This window comes from Microbacterium fluminis (assembly GCF_051549805.1).
GTDB lineage: Bacteria > Actinomycetota > Actinomycetes > Actinomycetales > Microbacteriaceae > Microbacterium.
The window spans coordinates 254600-270560 of record NZ_CP196042.1 but is presented as its reverse complement, the minus strand read 5'-3'; the positions used below and the strand labels follow the sequence as shown (position 1 = coordinate 270560).

15 protein-coding genes are annotated in these 15961 nt (G+C 70.7%); 10 read left to right on the top strand and 5 right to left on the bottom strand.

Annotated elements, in window-relative coordinates:
• Nucleotides 1–29 precede the first annotated feature (29 nt).
• The 7 genes from ACSJDX_RS01210 to rplQ all read left to right on the top strand — a co-directional run bounded on the left by ACSJDX_RS01210 (nt 30) and on the right by rplQ (nt 5616).
• Nucleotides 30–2288 (top strand): choice-of-anchor A family protein, encoded by a 2259-nt coding sequence (locus ACSJDX_RS01210; protein ID WP_438353781.1) that lies wholly within the window; start codon nt 30–32, stop codon nt 2286–2288.
• Nucleotides 2289–2454: 166 nt separating this feature from the next.
• A complete protein-coding gene (infA, locus tag ACSJDX_RS01205; RefSeq protein ID WP_017201569.1) occupies nt 2455–2676 on the top strand; it encodes a translation initiation factor IF-1 in 222 nt (73 codons plus the stop codon).
• 64 nt (nt 2677–2740) lie between these two features.
• The gene (gene rpmJ, locus ACSJDX_RS01200; RefSeq protein ID WP_005050492.1) at nt 2741–2857 is read left to right on the top strand and encodes a 50S ribosomal protein L36; all 117 of its coding nucleotides are present in this window, start codon (nt 2741–2743) and stop codon (nt 2855–2857) included.
• Nucleotides 2858–3061: 204 nt separating this feature from the next.
• Nucleotides 3062–3436 carry a 30S ribosomal protein S13 gene (rpsM, locus tag ACSJDX_RS01195; protein ID WP_438353780.1) on the top strand — a complete coding sequence of 125 codons (375 nt, stop codon included), beginning with the start codon at nt 3062–3064 and terminating at the stop codon, nt 3434–3436.
• A gap of 36 nt (nt 3437–3472) precedes the next feature.
• Entirely contained in the window at nt 3473–3871 is a 399-nt protein-coding gene (rpsK, locus tag ACSJDX_RS01190; RefSeq protein WP_363585046.1) for a 30S ribosomal protein S11, read from the top strand.
• A 153-nt stretch (nt 3872–4024) separates the two neighbouring features.
• Complete coding sequence (locus tag ACSJDX_RS01185) at nt 4025–5014, top strand: DNA-directed RNA polymerase subunit alpha (protein WP_438353779.1); 990 nt, start codon at nt 4025–4027, stop codon at nt 5012–5014.
• 35 nt (nt 5015–5049) lie between these two features.
• The gene (rplQ, locus tag ACSJDX_RS01180; RefSeq protein ID WP_438353778.1) at nt 5050–5616 is read left to right on the top strand and encodes a 50S ribosomal protein L17; all 567 of its coding nucleotides are present in this window, start codon (nt 5050–5052) and stop codon (nt 5614–5616) included.
• Between the two features lie 632 nt (nt 5617–6248).
• Here the strand turns inward: rplQ and ACSJDX_RS01175 are convergent.
• On the bottom strand, nt 6249–8168 hold the full coding sequence (locus tag ACSJDX_RS01175; RefSeq protein WP_438353777.1) for an acyltransferase family protein: 1920 nt from the start codon (nt 8166–8168) through the stop codon (nt 6249–6251).
• 122 nt (nt 8169–8290) lie between these two features.
• Between ACSJDX_RS01175 and truA the strand changes: the two genes are divergently transcribed.
• A complete protein-coding gene (gene truA, locus ACSJDX_RS01170) occupies nt 8291–9136 on the top strand; it encodes a tRNA pseudouridine(38-40) synthase TruA (protein WP_438353776.1) in 846 nt (281 codons plus the stop codon).
• A gap of 78 nt (nt 9137–9214) precedes the next feature.
• Nucleotides 9215–9907: an endonuclease/exonuclease/phosphatase family protein gene (locus ACSJDX_RS01165; RefSeq protein WP_438353775.1), complete on the top strand. Its 693-nt coding sequence runs from the start codon at nt 9215–9217 to the stop codon at nt 9905–9907.
• A gap of 25 nt (nt 9908–9932) precedes the next feature.
• Here the strand turns inward: ACSJDX_RS01165 and ACSJDX_RS01160 are convergent, their stop codons facing one another.
• On the bottom strand, nt 9933–10565 hold the full coding sequence (locus ACSJDX_RS01160; RefSeq protein WP_438355024.1) for a GTP pyrophosphokinase: 633 nt from the start codon (nt 10563–10565) through the stop codon (nt 9933–9935).
• A gap of 753 nt (nt 10566–11318) precedes the next feature.
• Here ACSJDX_RS01160 and ACSJDX_RS01155 point away from each other — a divergent pair.
• Nucleotides 11319–11924, top strand: coding sequence for a hypothetical protein (locus ACSJDX_RS01155; RefSeq protein ID WP_438353774.1), 606 nt, complete (start codon nt 11319–11321; stop codon nt 11922–11924).
• On the opposite strand, the gene ACSJDX_RS01150 is transcribed toward ACSJDX_RS01155, so the two are convergent.
• Genes ACSJDX_RS01150 through ACSJDX_RS01140 form a run of 3 tightly spaced genes read right to left on the bottom strand, consistent with a single transcriptional unit; the run spans nt 11902 to nt 15868 of the window.
• Nucleotides 11902–13074, bottom strand: coding sequence for a hypothetical protein (locus ACSJDX_RS01150; RefSeq protein ID WP_438353773.1), 1173 nt, complete (start codon nt 13072–13074; stop codon nt 11902–11904). The genes ACSJDX_RS01155 and ACSJDX_RS01150 overlap by 23 nt on opposite strands.
• Nucleotides 13067–14770 carry a sensor histidine kinase gene (locus ACSJDX_RS01145; protein ID WP_438353772.1) on the bottom strand — a complete coding sequence of 568 codons (1704 nt, stop codon included), beginning with the start codon at nt 14768–14770 and terminating at the stop codon, nt 13067–13069. The genes ACSJDX_RS01150 and ACSJDX_RS01145 overlap by 8 nt, the downstream gene beginning before the upstream one ends.
• Nucleotides 14771–14791: 21 nt before the next feature.
• Nucleotides 14792–15868, bottom strand: coding sequence for a hypothetical protein (locus ACSJDX_RS01140; RefSeq protein WP_438353771.1), 1077 nt, complete (start codon nt 15866–15868; stop codon nt 14792–14794).
• Between the last annotated feature and the right edge of the window lie 93 nt (nt 15869–15961).

Below are 15961 nucleotides of genomic sequence, written 5' to 3'. Positions count from 1 at the left end.
GCGGCGACCACGCGCGGTAGCATCCTCGCGTGGTCGCACGGTTCCGTCGGCGCGTGGGCGCCGTCGTCGTCGCGGCGGCACTCGTCGCCGCGGGGGCGGTCGTCGCGCCCTGGATCATGCCCGGCGGGGCGGCCTCCGCCGCGACGGGCGTGTGCCCGCCGGGGACGGTCCCCGGGCCGGGCGGGCCGGGCGACAACGAGCAGTGGACCGACGCCAACGTCGCCGTCCACGCGAGCGGAAGCCTGCTGGTCGACGGGGGTGCGGCCGAGCTGGAGGGCCTCGTGGTCGTGGAGGGGGATGCGGTCTTCTCCAAGGCCGCTCCCGGCCGGGTGAACGTCGGATGGGTCGGCGTGGGCTCGCAGATCGCGCCGCCGCCGGGCTCGACGATGCTCGCCGTCGGCGGCGCGCTGAGCGTCTCCGCGACGACCACGCTCGACGTCGGCGCCAATGCGCGGGAGCCGGGCGGACCGCTCCTCGGCGGCGACGTGACCGTGGGTGGGGCGGCCGCCCCCGCATTCCCGAGCGCGCGCTACGAGCTGAACAACGGTGCGCTCACCGAGGGCATGGGCAGCGACGCCACGGCTCCGTGGGCGTCGTTCGGCGCGCTCGTGGCCGCGTCGTCCGCCGACTTCGCGTCCCGTCCGGTGACCGGCACCACCGTCGTCGCGGGCCCGCGCGCGACCTTCACCGGCTCGGGGGCGCCGGGCGACGTGCAGGTGTTCACCCTGACCGGCGTCGACGCGTCGGCGGTCAGCGAGATCGCCTTCGTGGGGATACCCGCCACCTCGCCGGTCATCATCACCGTGACCGGAGCGTCGCCGGTCACCATGACGCACACCTACTACTCCGACGACGGCGTGCGCGCCGACGTGCTCACGTCCCCCCTCTTCGGCGAGGTCGCCTCCCGGACGCTGTGGAACTACCCCGACGCGACCGCTGTGTCGGTCGGCGGATCGAGCCAGATCCTCGGCAGCATCGTGGCCCCCGCGGCATCCCTCGACATCACGGCCAGCACGAACGGCCGCGTCTACGGCCGCGACATCCACATGCACGGCGTCGGCAACGAGCTGCACAACTACCCGTGGATCGCGCCGCCGTTCCAGTGCGTGCCCGAAGTGCCCGAGATCACCGGGTCGGTCACGATCACCAAGACGCTGGCCTCCTCGGGGGTCGTGGCCGCGGATCGCGAGTTCGGCGGCTACCTCACGTGCGACAACCTGACCGTGCGGGGCGTGCTGCGCATCACGTGGGCGGTGCGCGCCGGGCAGAGCGCGACCATCGGGGGACTTCCGGTGGGTGCCCGGTGCACCGCCGTCGAAGACACGATGTACGTCGGCGACACGGACCCCGCCGTTCTCCCCGGATTCGGCTGGGCGGCGCCGACCTGGACCGTGGACGGGGTGCCGGTGACGACGCCCACGTTCGTCGTGCCGCCGCCGACGTCGCCCACGCAGGTCGCCCTCGCCGCCACCAACACCCTGCTGGGTCGGTTCGCCGCGACCAAGCAGGTGGCCGGCCCCGGCCAATACGTCGGCACCCGCGCGTTCGCGGTCGACTACGCCTGCGCCGGTCGGGCCTTCGATGACGCCGGCGTCCCGCTCGGGCCGGGATCCGGGAGCGGGTCGCTCGCCGTCGCGGCGGGAGAGACGGTGGTCTCGCCCTCGTTCGCCGTGGGCTCCGCCTGCACGGCGACCGAGCAGACGCCGACGGCCCAGCCGGGCGACTTCGCGCCGGCGGGAGGAGCCGAGTGGACGGATGCCGCCGTCACCCCCTCCTCGTTCGTGATCGGTGCGGCGTCGGCTCCGATCGTGGCGGTCACCGTCACGAACACCTATGCGACGCTCTCCGGCAGCTTCACGGTGACCAAGACCGTCGAGGATCCGGCCGGGCTCGGGTACACCGACCGCTTCACGGGGACCGTGACCTGCATCGGCGCCGGTCCGACCCGCACGTTCTCCTGGACGCTGGCCGCCGGCACCACGAGCCCCCGGTACAGCGCGCCGATCGGCGCGCGGTGCACCGTGGTCGAGGACGCCCCGCCCGCGCCACCCTCCGGGGCGGCGTGGCGCACGGCGTCGATCACTCCGCGGGTGTTCACGCTGACGGATGCCTCGACCCTGGTGCGGGTCGACATCGCCAACGTCCTCGCCGGCGACCCGAAGCAGGATCTGGCGGCGACCGGCACGGCGCTCGACGCCCGCGTGCTGCTCGCGGGCGCTGCGGCGCTCCTGGTCGGCGGCGTGCTCGTGGCCGCGACGACGTGGCGCAGGCGGCATCGTCGCGGGTGACCATCGCGGCCCGACACGCCCGAGTTGCCGGTCCGGCGGATAGCACGTACACTCGATCTTTGGTGCTTTGCGCCTGTTTCGGCGTGTCCGACGGAGGAATCCGCAGGAGCCGGCACCACAACCCCACCACCGCAGACCGGCCGGTCTGCATGACGTTAGCGAGTGTATGGCGAAGAAAGACGGTGTCATCGAGATCGAAGGTGTGATCTCCGAGGCCCTGCCGAACGCGATGTTCCGCGTCGAGCTGAGCAACGGACACAAGGTCCTCGCCACGATCTCGGGCAAGATGCGGCAGAACTACATCCGCATCATCCCGGAGGACCGCGTGGTCGTGGAGCTCAGCCCCTACGACCTGACCCGCGGCCGCATCGTCTACCGCTACCGCTAGACCGGTCGGAAAGTAACGCCCCAGGCTCCGGCCTGCCCGGCGAAGACAGCGAACAGGAAACAACATGAAGGTCAACCCGAGCGTCAAGCCGATCTGCGATCACTGCAAGGTGATCCGCCGTCACGGCCGCGTCATGGTCATCTGCAAGTCCAACCCGCGCCACAAGCAGCGCCAGGGTTGACGCGAGTCGGATCACATGCGAGCGAAGCCCGCATCTGATGCGACTCGGGTCACGGTCGAGTAGGCGCGCCAGCGCCGTATCGAGACCGAACAACTGAACACACATCATCGGCAGCATCAGAACCCCGCGAGGGGGGACACCCCGGGCTGGAGGCCCGGGCACCGATTCTGCTCCATACCTCCACGACACTCCTAGGAGAGCCGCATGGCACGTCTCGCCGGCGTCGACATCCCGCGCGACAAGCGCGTGGTCATCGCCCTGACCTACATCTACGGCATCGGCCGTACCCGCTCCGACCAGATCCTGGCCGCGACCGGAATCGACGAGAACATCCGCGTCAAGGACCTCAGCGACGACCAGCTGATCGCGCTCCGCGACCACATCGAGGGCACCTACAAGGTGGAGGGCGACCTCCGCCGCGAGGTCGCCGCCGACATCCGCCGCAAGGTCGAGATCGGCTCCTACGAGGGCATCCGCCACCGCCGCGGCCTCCCCGTGCGCGGACAGCGCACCAAGACCAACGCCCGCACGCGCAAGGGTCCCAAGCGCACCGTCGCCGGCAAGAAGAAGGCGCGCTAAGCCTCGGGCTGAGCGTCAGGATTCAGGAGAACGCACATGGCACAGGCCAAGACCGCTGCGCGCAAGCCGCGCCGCAAGGAGAAGAAGAACATCGCGTTGGGCCAGGCCCACATCAAGTCGACGTTCAACAACACGATCGTCTCGATCACCGACCCCTCGGGCGCCGTCATCAGCTGGGCCTCCTCGGGTGGCGTCGGCTTCAAGGGCTCGCGCAAGTCGACCCCGTACGCCGCCGGTATGGCCGCCGAGTCCGCTGCGCGTCAGGCGCAGGAGCACGGCGTCAAGAAGGTCGACGTCTTCGTGAAGGGTCCGGGTTCGGGCCGCGAGACCGCGATCCGCTCGCTGCAGGCCGCCGGCCTCGAGGTCGGCTCGATCAACGACGTGACGCCGCAGGCCCACAACGGCTGCCGTCCGCCGAAGCGCCGCCGCGTCTGACACGTCGCCCTTCGGCAGATCCGGTGCTCCGGGTCTGCCGAAGGGCCGTCACGCTTCCGGATGCCGGGGCCACCGGCATCCGATCGAGTAAAACTCAACACCTCACCCACCGCACGTGTCATATAGCGGGCACGTGATCGAAAGGAACACATAGTGCTCATCGCACAGCGTCCCACTCTGACCGAGGAGAAGATCGGGGAGTTCCGCAGCCGCTTCGTCATCGAGCCGCTCGAGCCCGGCTTCGGTTACACGATCGGCAATGCGCTGCGTCGCAGCCTCCTGTCGTCCATCCCCGGTGCCGCCGTGACGTCGATCCGCATCGACGGCGTCCTCCACGAGTTCAGCACCATCCCGGGTGTCAAGGAGGATGTCACCGAGATCATCCTCAACATCAAGCAGCTGGTCGTCTCCAGCGAGCGCGACGAGCCCATCACCGCGTACCTGCGCAAGACCGGCTCCGGTGAGGTCACCGCCGCCGACATCTCCGCGCCCGCCGGTGTCGAGGTGCACAACCCCGAGCTGGTCATCGCGACCCTGAACGACACCGCGAAGTTCGAGCTCGAGCTCACGATCGAGCGTGGCCGCGGCTACGTCTCGGCCACGCAGAACCGCAACGAGTACGCCGAGGCGGGCCAGATCCCGATCGACTCGATCTACTCGCCGGTGCTGAAGGTGTCGTACCGCGTGGATGCCACGCGTGCCGGTGAGCGCACCGACTTCGACAAGCTCGTGCTGGACGTCGAGTCGAAGTCCTCGATCGCGCCGCGCGACGCCGTCGCGTCCGCCGGTCGCACGCTCACCGAGCTGTTCGGCCTCGCCCGCGAGCTGAACGTCGAGGCCGAGGGCATCGAGATCGGCCCCGCGCCGGTCGAGACGGTGCTCTCGAACGAGCTGTCGATGCCGATCGAAGACCTCGACCTGTCGGTGCGTTCGTACAACTGCCTCAAGCGCGAGGGCATCAACACGGTGTCGGAGCTGGTCGCCCTCTCCGAGACGCAGCTGATGAACATCCGCAACTTCGGTCAGAAGTCGGTCGACGAGGTGCGCGACAAGCTCATCTCGCTGGGACTGTCGCTGAAGGACTCGGTCCCCGGGTTCGACGGTGCGCACTTCTACGGCGGCTACGACGACGAGACCGTCTGATCCCGCGATCGACTTTCACCCTGGAGTAACTGAGAATGCCTAAGCCCACGAAGGGTCCCCGCCTCGGCGGCGGCCCCGCCCACGAGCGCCTGCTGCTTGCGAACCTCGCCGCTGCGCTGTTCACCCACAAGTCGATCAAGACGACCGAGACCAAGGCCAAGCGCCTGCGTCCGCTCGCCGAGCGACTGATCACGTTCGCGAAGCGGGGTGACCTCCACGCCCGCCGCCGCGTCCTGTCGGTGATCGGCGACAAGGAGGTCGTGCACGTGCTGTTCACCGAGATCGCTCCGCTCGTCGCGGACCGTGAGGGTGGCTACACGCGCATCACCAAGGTCGGCAACCGCAAGGGCGACAACGCCCCGATGGCCGTCATCGAGCTCGTGCTCGAGCCGGTGAACCCGAAGCCGAAGTCGGCGAAGAAGTCCGCCGCGGCCGCTCCGGCTGCCGTCGTCGAGACCGAGGCTCCTGCCGCCGATGAGGCTGCTGCCGAGGACGCTGCTGTCGAGGAGGCGCCCGTCGCCGACGAGGCCGCCGCCGACGAGGCCGTCGAGGCTCCGGCTGAGGCCGCCGAAGCCGAGGCCGAGGAGAAGAAGGCCGAGTAACACCGGCCACCCTGTGCACCCGCGGAACCCGCGGCCCCTCTCCGGGGTCGCGGGTTCCGCATTCTGGCGGGTCGGTCGACGCGTGGCGCCCGCTGCTGCCGGCCGGCACTGTCTCTGAGCCGTGATGAACCTCCCGCTCACGCGGCACGGAGGGTGGGCTACCGGATCTTGCCACGGCGAGGGTCGGTCGGCGGCTACGTCGGGCTGAATGGTCTCTCAGCGGCGTTGAACCTCCCGCTCACGAGGTACGGAGAGTGAGCTCCCGGATTCGCTTGGCGAGGGTTGGTCGGCGGCTACGTCGGTCGGAATGGTCTCTCAGTGGCGTTGAACCTCCCGCTCACGCGATATGGCAGGCGTTGAACCTCCCGCTCACGCGATATGGCAGGCGTTGAACCTCCCGCTCACGCGATGTGGAGGGCGTTGAAGCTCTTGCTCACACGACACATGGAGGGGGATCGACCGCCGATCTGCGTCGGCGCGCGAGTGCGGTGGGCCGGGTGGAGCCGGCGAGTATCCGGCAGCCCGCCTGTCGTGTGAGCGAGAGGTTCAATGCCGCTCAGAGATGGTCTCCGCCGAGGAGCTCGGGGCAACCCATCGTGCGGGGCGTGTGAGGAGCGACTCCGTCCCGCCGTTCAGCCCCCCGCGGTGAGGCGCGGCTCCCACCGGGCGCGGAGGAGGTCCCTGTCGTGGGCGCGCTGCGCGCGCTCGGCCTCGACGTCGTCGACGGCGGTCGCCACGGCGTCCGCGAAGATGCGCCCGCCGGCGTCGCCGGGGTGGATGTCGTCCTGCGCGAGCAGGTCCTTGTGCGGGGCGATGGCGCCCGACCAGTCGGCCAGCTGCACGCCCGGGCGGGCGTCGGCGAACGTCGCGAGCTCGGCGTTGACACCGGGGATCCAGTCGCGCGGCGCGAAGGCGTTGACGAGCACCACCTGGCGGTCCGGCCCGCAGATCCGGGTGATCTCGTCGAGGGTCGCGACGTCGATGGGCCCATTGGTGCCCAGACCGATCACGACGAACGGCCGCAGCCGGCCGGAGTCGGCCAGCCCGCGCAGGATGTCGGGTCCGGCCCACATCGACCGCGACACCGCGGCATCCACCTCGATCCCGGGGTAGCGGGAGAGCAGCGCCGGTGCGGAGGCGAGCATGACCGAGTCGCCGACCGCGGTGATCTCGTCGCCGGTGACGAGGGTCGGCGAGGGACCGGGCGTCGGGGCCCCGGAGGCCTCGAGCGGCGAGGGGGACGAGGCATCCGTCGATCCGTCTGCGGGAGGATCGGATGCCTCGCCCAGCGCCGCCGCACCCGCCTCGATCGCGGACTGGCCCGACGACACGTCGGGCGCGAGGGCGATGGCCGCTGAGGTGCCGCCGAGGGCGACGGCCGCGGCGGCGATCGCGATCAGGGCGCCGAGTCTTGCCAGCGGAGGGCCCGCGACCCGGCCGCGCAGCAGCGCGAGGGCGCCGCGGAACCCGTGCCGGCGCACAGGTCGCTCGACCCCGCGATACGACAGCTCGGCCATCACGAGGGTGAGCGCGAGCGCCGTCGCGCCGACCTCGAGCGGCACCGCGCCGCCCGCGCCGTGCCCCGTCGCCGCCATCAGGAGCACCAGGAGGGGCCAATGCCACAGGTAGATGCCGTAGGACCGATCGCCGACCCACCGCAGCGGCATCGTGTCGACGGCCCGTCCGAACCACGAGCCCGGGAGCACCGCGCACGCGATCGCCACGGCCGACAGCACCGACGCCGCACCGGTGGCGCCGGGGAACGTCCAGGCGGTGAGGCTCGGCGCGACCGTCGACACGGCGACCAATCCCGCCACGGCCCCAGCCCCGGCGATGGCCGCCCCGGTGCGCACCACGCCCCGCCCCGCCCACGCCGGAGGCGCGGTCAGGAGCCGCTGCAGCCCGAAGGCGAGCCCCACGCCCAGCAGAAGCCCGAAAGCGTGCGTGTCGGTGCCGAAGTAGACGCGCGTGAGGTCGGCGCCGGAGGTGGCCAGCACGGTCGTCCACGCGGCCGAGACGCCCGCGAGGAGCACCGCCGCAGCCGTCCGGCCCCACGCCCGCGGAAGCAGCAGGAACAGCGGCATCAGCAGCGGCCAGAGCACGTAGAACTGCTCCTCCACGGCGAGTGACCACAGGTTGCGGAAGAGCTCGGGCGCGGTCGCCGAGAAGTAGCCCGAGCCGCCGGCGATGGAGACCCAGTTGTACGAGAACGTCGCGGCCCCGAGCACCTGCTCGCCGAGGCGCACGAGCACATCGCCGCCCAGGGCCCAGGCGGCGGTCGAGCACACGGTCACGAGGACCGCGAGCGCGGGCAGCAGGCGGCGGGCGCGGCGCTGCCAGAACCGTCTCAGTCCGATCCGACCGGATGCCTCGCGCTCGCGCAGCAGCAGCGTCGTGATGAGGAATCCGCTGATCACGAAGAAGACGTCGACCCCGACGAATCCGCCCTTCAGCAACCACCCCGGGAAGAGGTGGTAGACGACGACGAGGGCCACGGCGAGAGCGCGCAGGCCGTCGAGCCCGGAGATCCGGGCGGCGGGGTCACGAGGCATCGGTGAGGTCATCATCAGGGGGGAAGCGACCAGCAAGCTTACGGGGGACGGCGCCGATCGCCCAGTCGCCGGGCGTGTCGCCGCCCGCCGGGTCCGGTCGACCGGCGGACTACCCTGGGGAGGTGCGGATCCGCCTCGACATCGCCTACGACGGCACGCACTTCCGGGGCTGGGCGCGGCAACCCGGCCACCGCACGGTGCAGGCCACGCTCGAGGACGCCCTCGCCCGCATCCTCGGCGGCACCCCTCGGCTCGTCGTGGCCGGGCGCACCGACTCGGGGGTGCACGCGTCCGGACAGGTCGCCCACGTCGACCTCGACGACGCGCAGCGCGAGCGGCTGCTGGCGCGACGCGGGCGGGGCGAGGCATCCGATCCCGTCGCCGCGCTCGCCCGCCGCGTCGCGGGCGTGCTGGGCGCGTACGCGGACGTGACGGTCACCGCGACCCGTGAGGCCCCCGCGGGCTTCGACGCGCGTTTCTCGGCCGTGTGGCGCCGCTACGAGTACCGCCTGGCCGACGCCGGCACCGGCTACGACCCCCTCGAGCGGCATCGCACCGCGAACGTGCGCGGCGCGCTCGACGTGCAGGCGATGGATGCCGCGGCACGCTCCCTGATCGGACTGCACGACTTCGCCGCCTACTGCAAGCCGCGGGAAGAGGCCACGACCATCCGCACACTGCTCGAGTTCGACTGGCGGCGCGACGTCGCCGGGGTCCTGGTGGCGCACGTGCGCGCCGACGCGTTCTGCCACAGCATGGTGCGCGCGCTCGTGGGCGGCTGCGTCGCGGTCGGGGAAGGGCGCCTGGGCGTCGCCGACCTCGCCGGCATCCGCGACGCGCTCGAGCGCACCCCCGAAGTGAAGGTGCTGGCCGCGCGCGGCCTCACGCTGACCGAGGTGGGGTATCCCGACGACGGTCTGCTCGCCGCGCGCGCCGAGCAGACCCGCGCGCGGCGGGATCGGGAGTAGCGCGGCATCCGTCGCCTCCCTGTGCATCTGTCAAGAGGGGGACGGCGCGAGGGCGGGCCGTCCTAGGCTGGGGGCGTCATGAAGGTCATCTCCTACAACCTCCGCAAGCACCGCGCCGCCGTCGAGCTCGTCGAGCTCGTCGAGCGGCACAACGCCGACGTGCTGTGCGTGCAGGAGGCCGACACCACCGACATCCCCGACCGCATCGGCGGGCTGCGGCTGGCCGACGCGACCAACCGCAACCGTCTCGGTCTCGCCGTCTACTACCGCGAGAACGCCTACCGCGCCGTCGAGGTGCGCTCGATCGCGCTGAAGAAGTCGTTGCACGACTACGTGCTCAAGCCCGCCGAGGAGCGGATGCTGGGGGTGCGGCTGCACGACATCGACGACCGCCGCGATTTCGTGGTCGCGTCGTTCCACGCGGCGCCGCTGACGGCACTGAACTCGCTGAGACGGCATCAGATCCGCACGGCGCTCGCCGAGCTCGGCACCTTGGGCGAGGGACTGCCGGCGCTCATGGTCGGCGACTACAACTACCCGGTCTTCAAGGAGAACCTCGGGCAGAAGGTGCGCGAGCAGGGCTACGAGCTGTCGCTGAGCGATTCGCGCACCTACACCCGGTACAAGTTCTTCCGCGGCCACTACGACTTCGCCACGTCGGTGGGTTTCGCGATCGACCAGGTGCGCACGCTCCCGCAGGGGCTGAGCGACCACCTGCCGATCCTCGTGACGGCGCGGCATCCCGCCGAGACGGCCGTCAGCGTCGCCTGACGCCGTCGTCGCGCCCGACGAGCGGTCAGATCTCGATCGCCGGGAACGGGGGCGTGGCGTGCACCTCGCGGTGGAGCCGCTCCATGCGCGCATCGAGCTCGGCGGCCGTGTCGGCGGCCTCCTTCAGGCTGTCCAGCAGGTGCGTCGGCACCTGGCGGTCGAACTTGTAGTAGATCTTGTGCTCGAGGCTGGCCCAGAAGTCCATCGCGATGGTGCGGAACTGCACCTCCACGGGCACCGCGACCGGTCCGGTCGAGAGGTAGACCGGCACCTCCACGATCGCGTGCAGGCTCTTGTAGCCGTTGCCCTTGGGCTCCGCGATGTAGTCCTTCACCTCGCGCACGGTGATGTCGGCCTGCTGCGTGAGCAGGTCGAACAGACGGTAGGCGTCGGCGACGAAGCTCACGGTGAGTCGGATTCCGGCCACGTCGGTAATGTGCCGGCGGATCGACGGGAAGCTCGGGTCGATCCCCTTGCGCGCGACCTTCTCGGCGAGGCTGTCGGGCGTCTTCACGCGGCTGGACACGTGCTCGATCGGGTTGTAATCGTGCATGTGGAGGAACTCGTCGCGCAGGATCCCGATCTTCGTCTCGACCTCTTTGAGCCCGAACTGGTACTCGAGCAGGAAGCGCTGGAACTGGTCGCGCAGCGCCCGCATCTCGGAGAGCGAGGCGGCGAACGCGGGCTGATCGAGAGGGATCGTCACCTTCGCGACGATAGAGGGGCAAGTTCAGAGAGCTCTGTGAGGCGCGGCCCCGCTGGGCGTGGGCGGGGCACGCGGAGGACATCGGCTCCCTCGCCGCGGCAGGGATGAGCTGGGGGGTAGCTCTTGCGGGCGAGGGAGCCTGAGCCGCCGACGCTCCCGCGCGTCGTGATGACGACTCGGGATGTGCACTGGCCGTCGGGTCGACCTGAGAAGACCATAAGCGACCGGAGGACGGTTTTCGACACGAATCTCGCCTCGCCAACGCCGTGAGCGGCCCTCGCCGGCCCGCGCGCCGCGGAATTACGCGGCGATCGTCCCTAAGAGGGTGGCGGAAGAATTTTCCGGCGTTTCGGCGTGTCCCCCATTCGGGGGACAAATGTCCCCCATTCGGTGGACATGCCGCAAGGCGGCGTTGTAGCCTGTTCACGCGTCAGTCCGGCGGTGCGGATCCGTTCTCACCCGCGGCTCGACGTGGGCAACGGGCGAGGTCTGGGGAGGCTTGCTTCGCTGCTCCGATCGCGCGCGTGCGGCTTTCTGGGGAAGCCGTCGCCGCGCGATCGCGCCGGCGGCAATCCGGTGACCGGTGATGAACGGTCCGACGTGCTTTTGTCGCTAGTGTGACGTCCAGGGGGCTGCACGCTCTTCGCGTGTCGCCGAGACATCGGCGCCTGGCCTCTCCATACCGTCCGGGGGACCGAAACGATCATGATCCGTCTTCGTCGCGTCGCGCTCGTCGGGGGCGCCTCGGCGCTGCTGCTCAGCTCGGCCCTCCTCCTGTCGGGGTGTGATGCGGCGCCCTGGGCGACACCGACAACGGCGCCCACCGCCAGCTCGACGGTCACCGCGATCCCGCAGCCTGTGCCCAACGACCTGTCATCGGGGTCGACCAAACGGGTGCTGACGGCCGGTCCGCTCACCGTCACCATCGACTACTGGTCGACGCTTTCGATGGACAAGTGGCTCGCTGGAGCGCTCAAACCGGTCTCCCTCTCCCTGCGAACGGCGATCACGCCCGCCGACGGGCAGAAGGTGTACCTGCAGCGCGCCACGATGACCGCCACCCCGGCATCCGAATCCGAGACCTTCGCGCCCCTCGCCCCGCAGGTCGACACGGCCACGACGAGCCCGGGGTACCTCGTGCTCGATCCGTACAGCTACTCGCAGACGGTCTCGGTCGCCCCGGTGCCGGAGGGTGCCACGCACGTCACACTGGAGTTCGTCTACGAGTTCCTGGTGCAGGCGACACCGACGTCGAGCGATTACGCGAAGCAGACGGCGTTCGACTCGATCACGGTCGCGATCGCTCGGTAGCCTCATCGTCGGCGCGCACCCACCGGTCGCCTCCCTGCAGCTGCGCGGCCTCGGCCGCGGCCGCCGCCGAACTCATCAGGACGTCGAATGTGTCGAGGGAGGCATCCACCACCACGATCCCGGCGCTCGCCGACATGCGGAACGGCGTCGCTGTGCCGGTGTCGGCGGCGATGCGCCCGAGCAGTCGCCGCACGAGCTCGCGCGCGGCGGCGGGCGCCTGCGACACGAACACCACGACGTGCCCGGGTGTCACGCGACACAGATCGGCGTCGCTCGGGAATGTGCGCACGACCTCGTCCTCGAAGCGTGCGACGAGGGCGGCGTACGTGAGCTCGCCGGTCGCGTCGCGCAGGTCCGCCGCGTCGTCCAGGCGCACGTCGATGAACGACCAGTTGCTCTCGTCGCGCGCGCTCGCCCGCAGCAGCCGCTCCCGCACGATGGCGCGCATGAGCGGCACGGGGGACATCGCGTCGAGGGCCTCGAGGATGTCGTCGGCGCCGGGCCGACGGTTGGCGAGGAACAGCAGGCACGCCGTCGCGGTGATCAGGTAGACGGTGCTCGTGACCAGCACTCCGCGAACGAACATGATGCTGGATGCCTCGCTCACCCCCGCCCCGGCACCCACGAGCCCGATGACCGCGAGCAGCACCAAGGCCGTCGAGGTGACCACGAGCGGGATGCCGAACCGCGAGCCGCGGAACGCCCCGCGCAGCACCTCCACGGCGCCCAGCGCCGCTCCGAGTGTCGCGGCGAAGAACACCAGCCGGAACACCGTGGGGCCTGCCGGCGTGTCGGTGGTCAGCCACAGCGCGGCGAGCGACGCCCCGGACTGCACGAACCCCGCCCAGGCGTGACTGCGCTGCCCCTGCGATGCCCGCAGCCCCGACCAGATCAGCGCGGGAGCGCCGCAGATGACCCCGAACGCCACGGGGTGCAGCAGGACGTCCGTGCCGGTCGAGGCCACGATGATCGATCCGTACGACCCCAGCAGGGCCAGCATGAAGCCGAGCGACCAGAGAAGCGTCGCACGGCTGGGGCGACCGAGCAGGCCCAGCCACACCATGAGAGCCAGGCACGAGGTCACCACGGTGGTCTGGGCGATGACGATGTCGTTGGGAACCACGACGAAGAACTCGGTCGCGTCACGCATCGGCGGTCGCCTTCCCCGGACGCCCGTCGACCGCGGATGCGACCGATGATTCGGCCGCGGCCGATTCGGCGGGCAGATCGACCGTGGCGGTCGTGCCCGCCCCGAGCGTGCTCTCCACCGTGATCGTGCCGGAATGGCGTTCCACGAGGGACTTCACGATCCCCATCCCGAGTCCCGTGCCGACGATGTCGCTCTGCTCGGCCGAGGCGGCGCGGAAGTACGGCTCGAAGATGCGGGCGACGTCCTGGGGCTCCATCCCCACGCCGGTGTCGCTGATCTGCAGCACGGCGCGGTCGCCGTGGACCTCGGGATCGGCGCCGGGGGCGGCTGCGGCATCCGCTCCCCACGCGCGGTGCACGTCGATGATGATCCGCCCGCCCTTGGGGGTGTACTTGATGGCGTTGCTGAGCAGATTGTCGCTCACCTGACGCAGCCGGAAGGCATCTCCGAGCACGCTGACGTCGTCGGCCGCCGCGAACACCAGGGTCACCCCGCCCACCTGCGCAGTGGGGGTGAACGACTCCACCGACTCTGCCACCAGCCGACCGAGGTCGACCCGGGTGAGGGGGGCCTCGGCGAGTCGGCCCTGGCGCCCGGCATCCAGGATCTGGTTGGCCAGCACCATCATCCGTTCGGCGCCCGCGTTGATCGCCTCCACGCGCTCGCGCACGCGTGCGTCGACGGCGGGATCGTCCAGCAGCAGGTCGGAGTACCCCAGGATGGTGGTGAGCGGATTGCGCAGCTCGTGCGAGACCCGGGCCGCGATGCTCTCCCGGCCCTTCTCGGCGGTCATCATCGCGCTGATGTCGTGCGCGACCAGCAGCGACTCGCCGACGGCGAGGCCGTGGTCGTCAGGCAGCTTCATGGCCGACAGCGACAGAGCCCGCCAGGTGCCGTCGGAGGTGAACAGCCACGTGCGCACGTCCTGGAACTGCTGGCCGCCTCGGGCGCGGGCGAGCGGTCGCTCGGAGAGCCCGAGGGGCGACCCCTGATAGTCGTCGTACTCGACCGAGCGGGCGGTGAACGCGAGATCGTTCGGCACGATGTCGTACAGGTCGTGGTAGGTCTTGTTCACCTCGAGCAGTCCGCCGTCGGACGAGATGCGCACGACGCCCACATCGATCGAGCCGAGCACCCGGGACACCTCGCGCTCCTGGCGCTTGGCCCGCGACAGGGTCTCGTTGAGCTTGCTCGCCTCGCGTCGCAGCAGGCGCTTGAACGCGCGGGTCTGGCGCGACGTGCTCTGCATGCTGATCGCGATGAACGTCAGCGAGAGCGTCACGATGATGAGGCGCATGGTGCCGTTGGCGTTCTCGGGATGCTGCGCCTCCTCGAGGATCACCATCGTGGCGATCCCGACGAGCGTCGTGCCCGTGGCCCACATCGGGAAGTGCATCGCGATCCACGAGACCGGGAAGACCCACAGGAACGCGAAGTCGATCGTGGTGTCGCGCGTCATGACCCCCACGGCCAACGCGTCCAGCGCGGGGATCGCCAGCACCCACATCGGCGCGACCCGGTTCCACGGGATGGCCAGCGCGACCGCGGTGAGCACCACCACCATCGACACGCCGATCGTGAAGGTCCACAGGTCGAGGGTCGCGGGCGACAGTGCCTGCACCAGCAGCACGACGATCACGACGACGATCGCCAGCAGCAGCTGCGACAGCCAGATCGAGTGGGTGCGGGTGCCCACCGGGGGAGCGGACGTCGGCACTCACGCCTCCTGGTACGACATGGCGCGGCGGGCGGTGGCCCGGGTGCGGCGGGCGAATCTGCGCAGGTCGGACTCCGAGGTGAGCGTCAGCTCCTCGATCAGCAGCTCGGGCGGGTCTGTCGGCGCGACACGGGGCAGAAGCGTCTCGTACGACTCCTGCAGGCGCGCGCGCAGTTGGTCGAACTCCACCGCCGAGCCGAACTGCAGCGCCACGAGCGCACCCGGTGCCACCTTTCCGACGACGCTGCCCACCGGGGCCGCTGCGCGCACGCCGCGATCCACCGCGGCGGCCACGGCCTGCGCCCACGCGCGACCGAACGCGGCATGGTGCAGCGCCAGGTCGGGCACCGACACGGCCACTGCGGCGACGTGCGGATTCTGCACGAGCAGCGCCCCGATCCAGTCGGTGAGCGCATCGCTGGAGACGATCGCCGCCGCATCGTCGGCGTTCGCGTGGCGGATGATCAGGATCGTGCCCCACGCCACCATGCCGACCACCACCGTGGCCACGATCGTGCTGGCACCCCGGCCCAGGTATACCTGAGCCATCGAGGAATCGGCACTCCACACCTGCGGGGCGATCAGGCGCACGCCGCAGTAGAGACCGTACGCGAGGAGGCTGCCGCCCACCAGCCGGGCGCCGAGCGGGGGCAGCGCGCTCCACAGCGCCACGACCGCGCCCGTGAGGCTGAACAGCGCCAGCGACGCGAGCTTGACGGCCTGTCCCGCGTCGGCGGAGACGAACAGGGTCACCGCGCCCACGCCCAGCGAGATCAGCACGGCCGGCACGATCAGGGTGCCGCGGCTGCCGGCGGCGCGACGCAGCGTCGCCACGATCAGCCCGACGCACAGCGGCATGGTGACATCGCCGATCACGAGGGGCACGAGGTTCGCATCGTCGGGCCCGGCCATGGCGTACGCCAGGGTCGACAGCGTCGCGCACGACGCGGAGAGGACTGCAAGGGTGGACGTCGTCGCCCACGACGACTCGGTCGCCCGGCGGCGCTCCGAGCCGAGCACGAGTGCCACCGCGACGCAGCACGCCACCGTCAGCGTGATCGTGTAGAGCGTGATCATCCGTCGCCCCCGCGCTGTTCGTGTGCGTCGATCCCACCGGTCTTGCGCGAATCTTGAGGAGACGTTGCGGCTGTCTGGACGCGGAATGAGCGG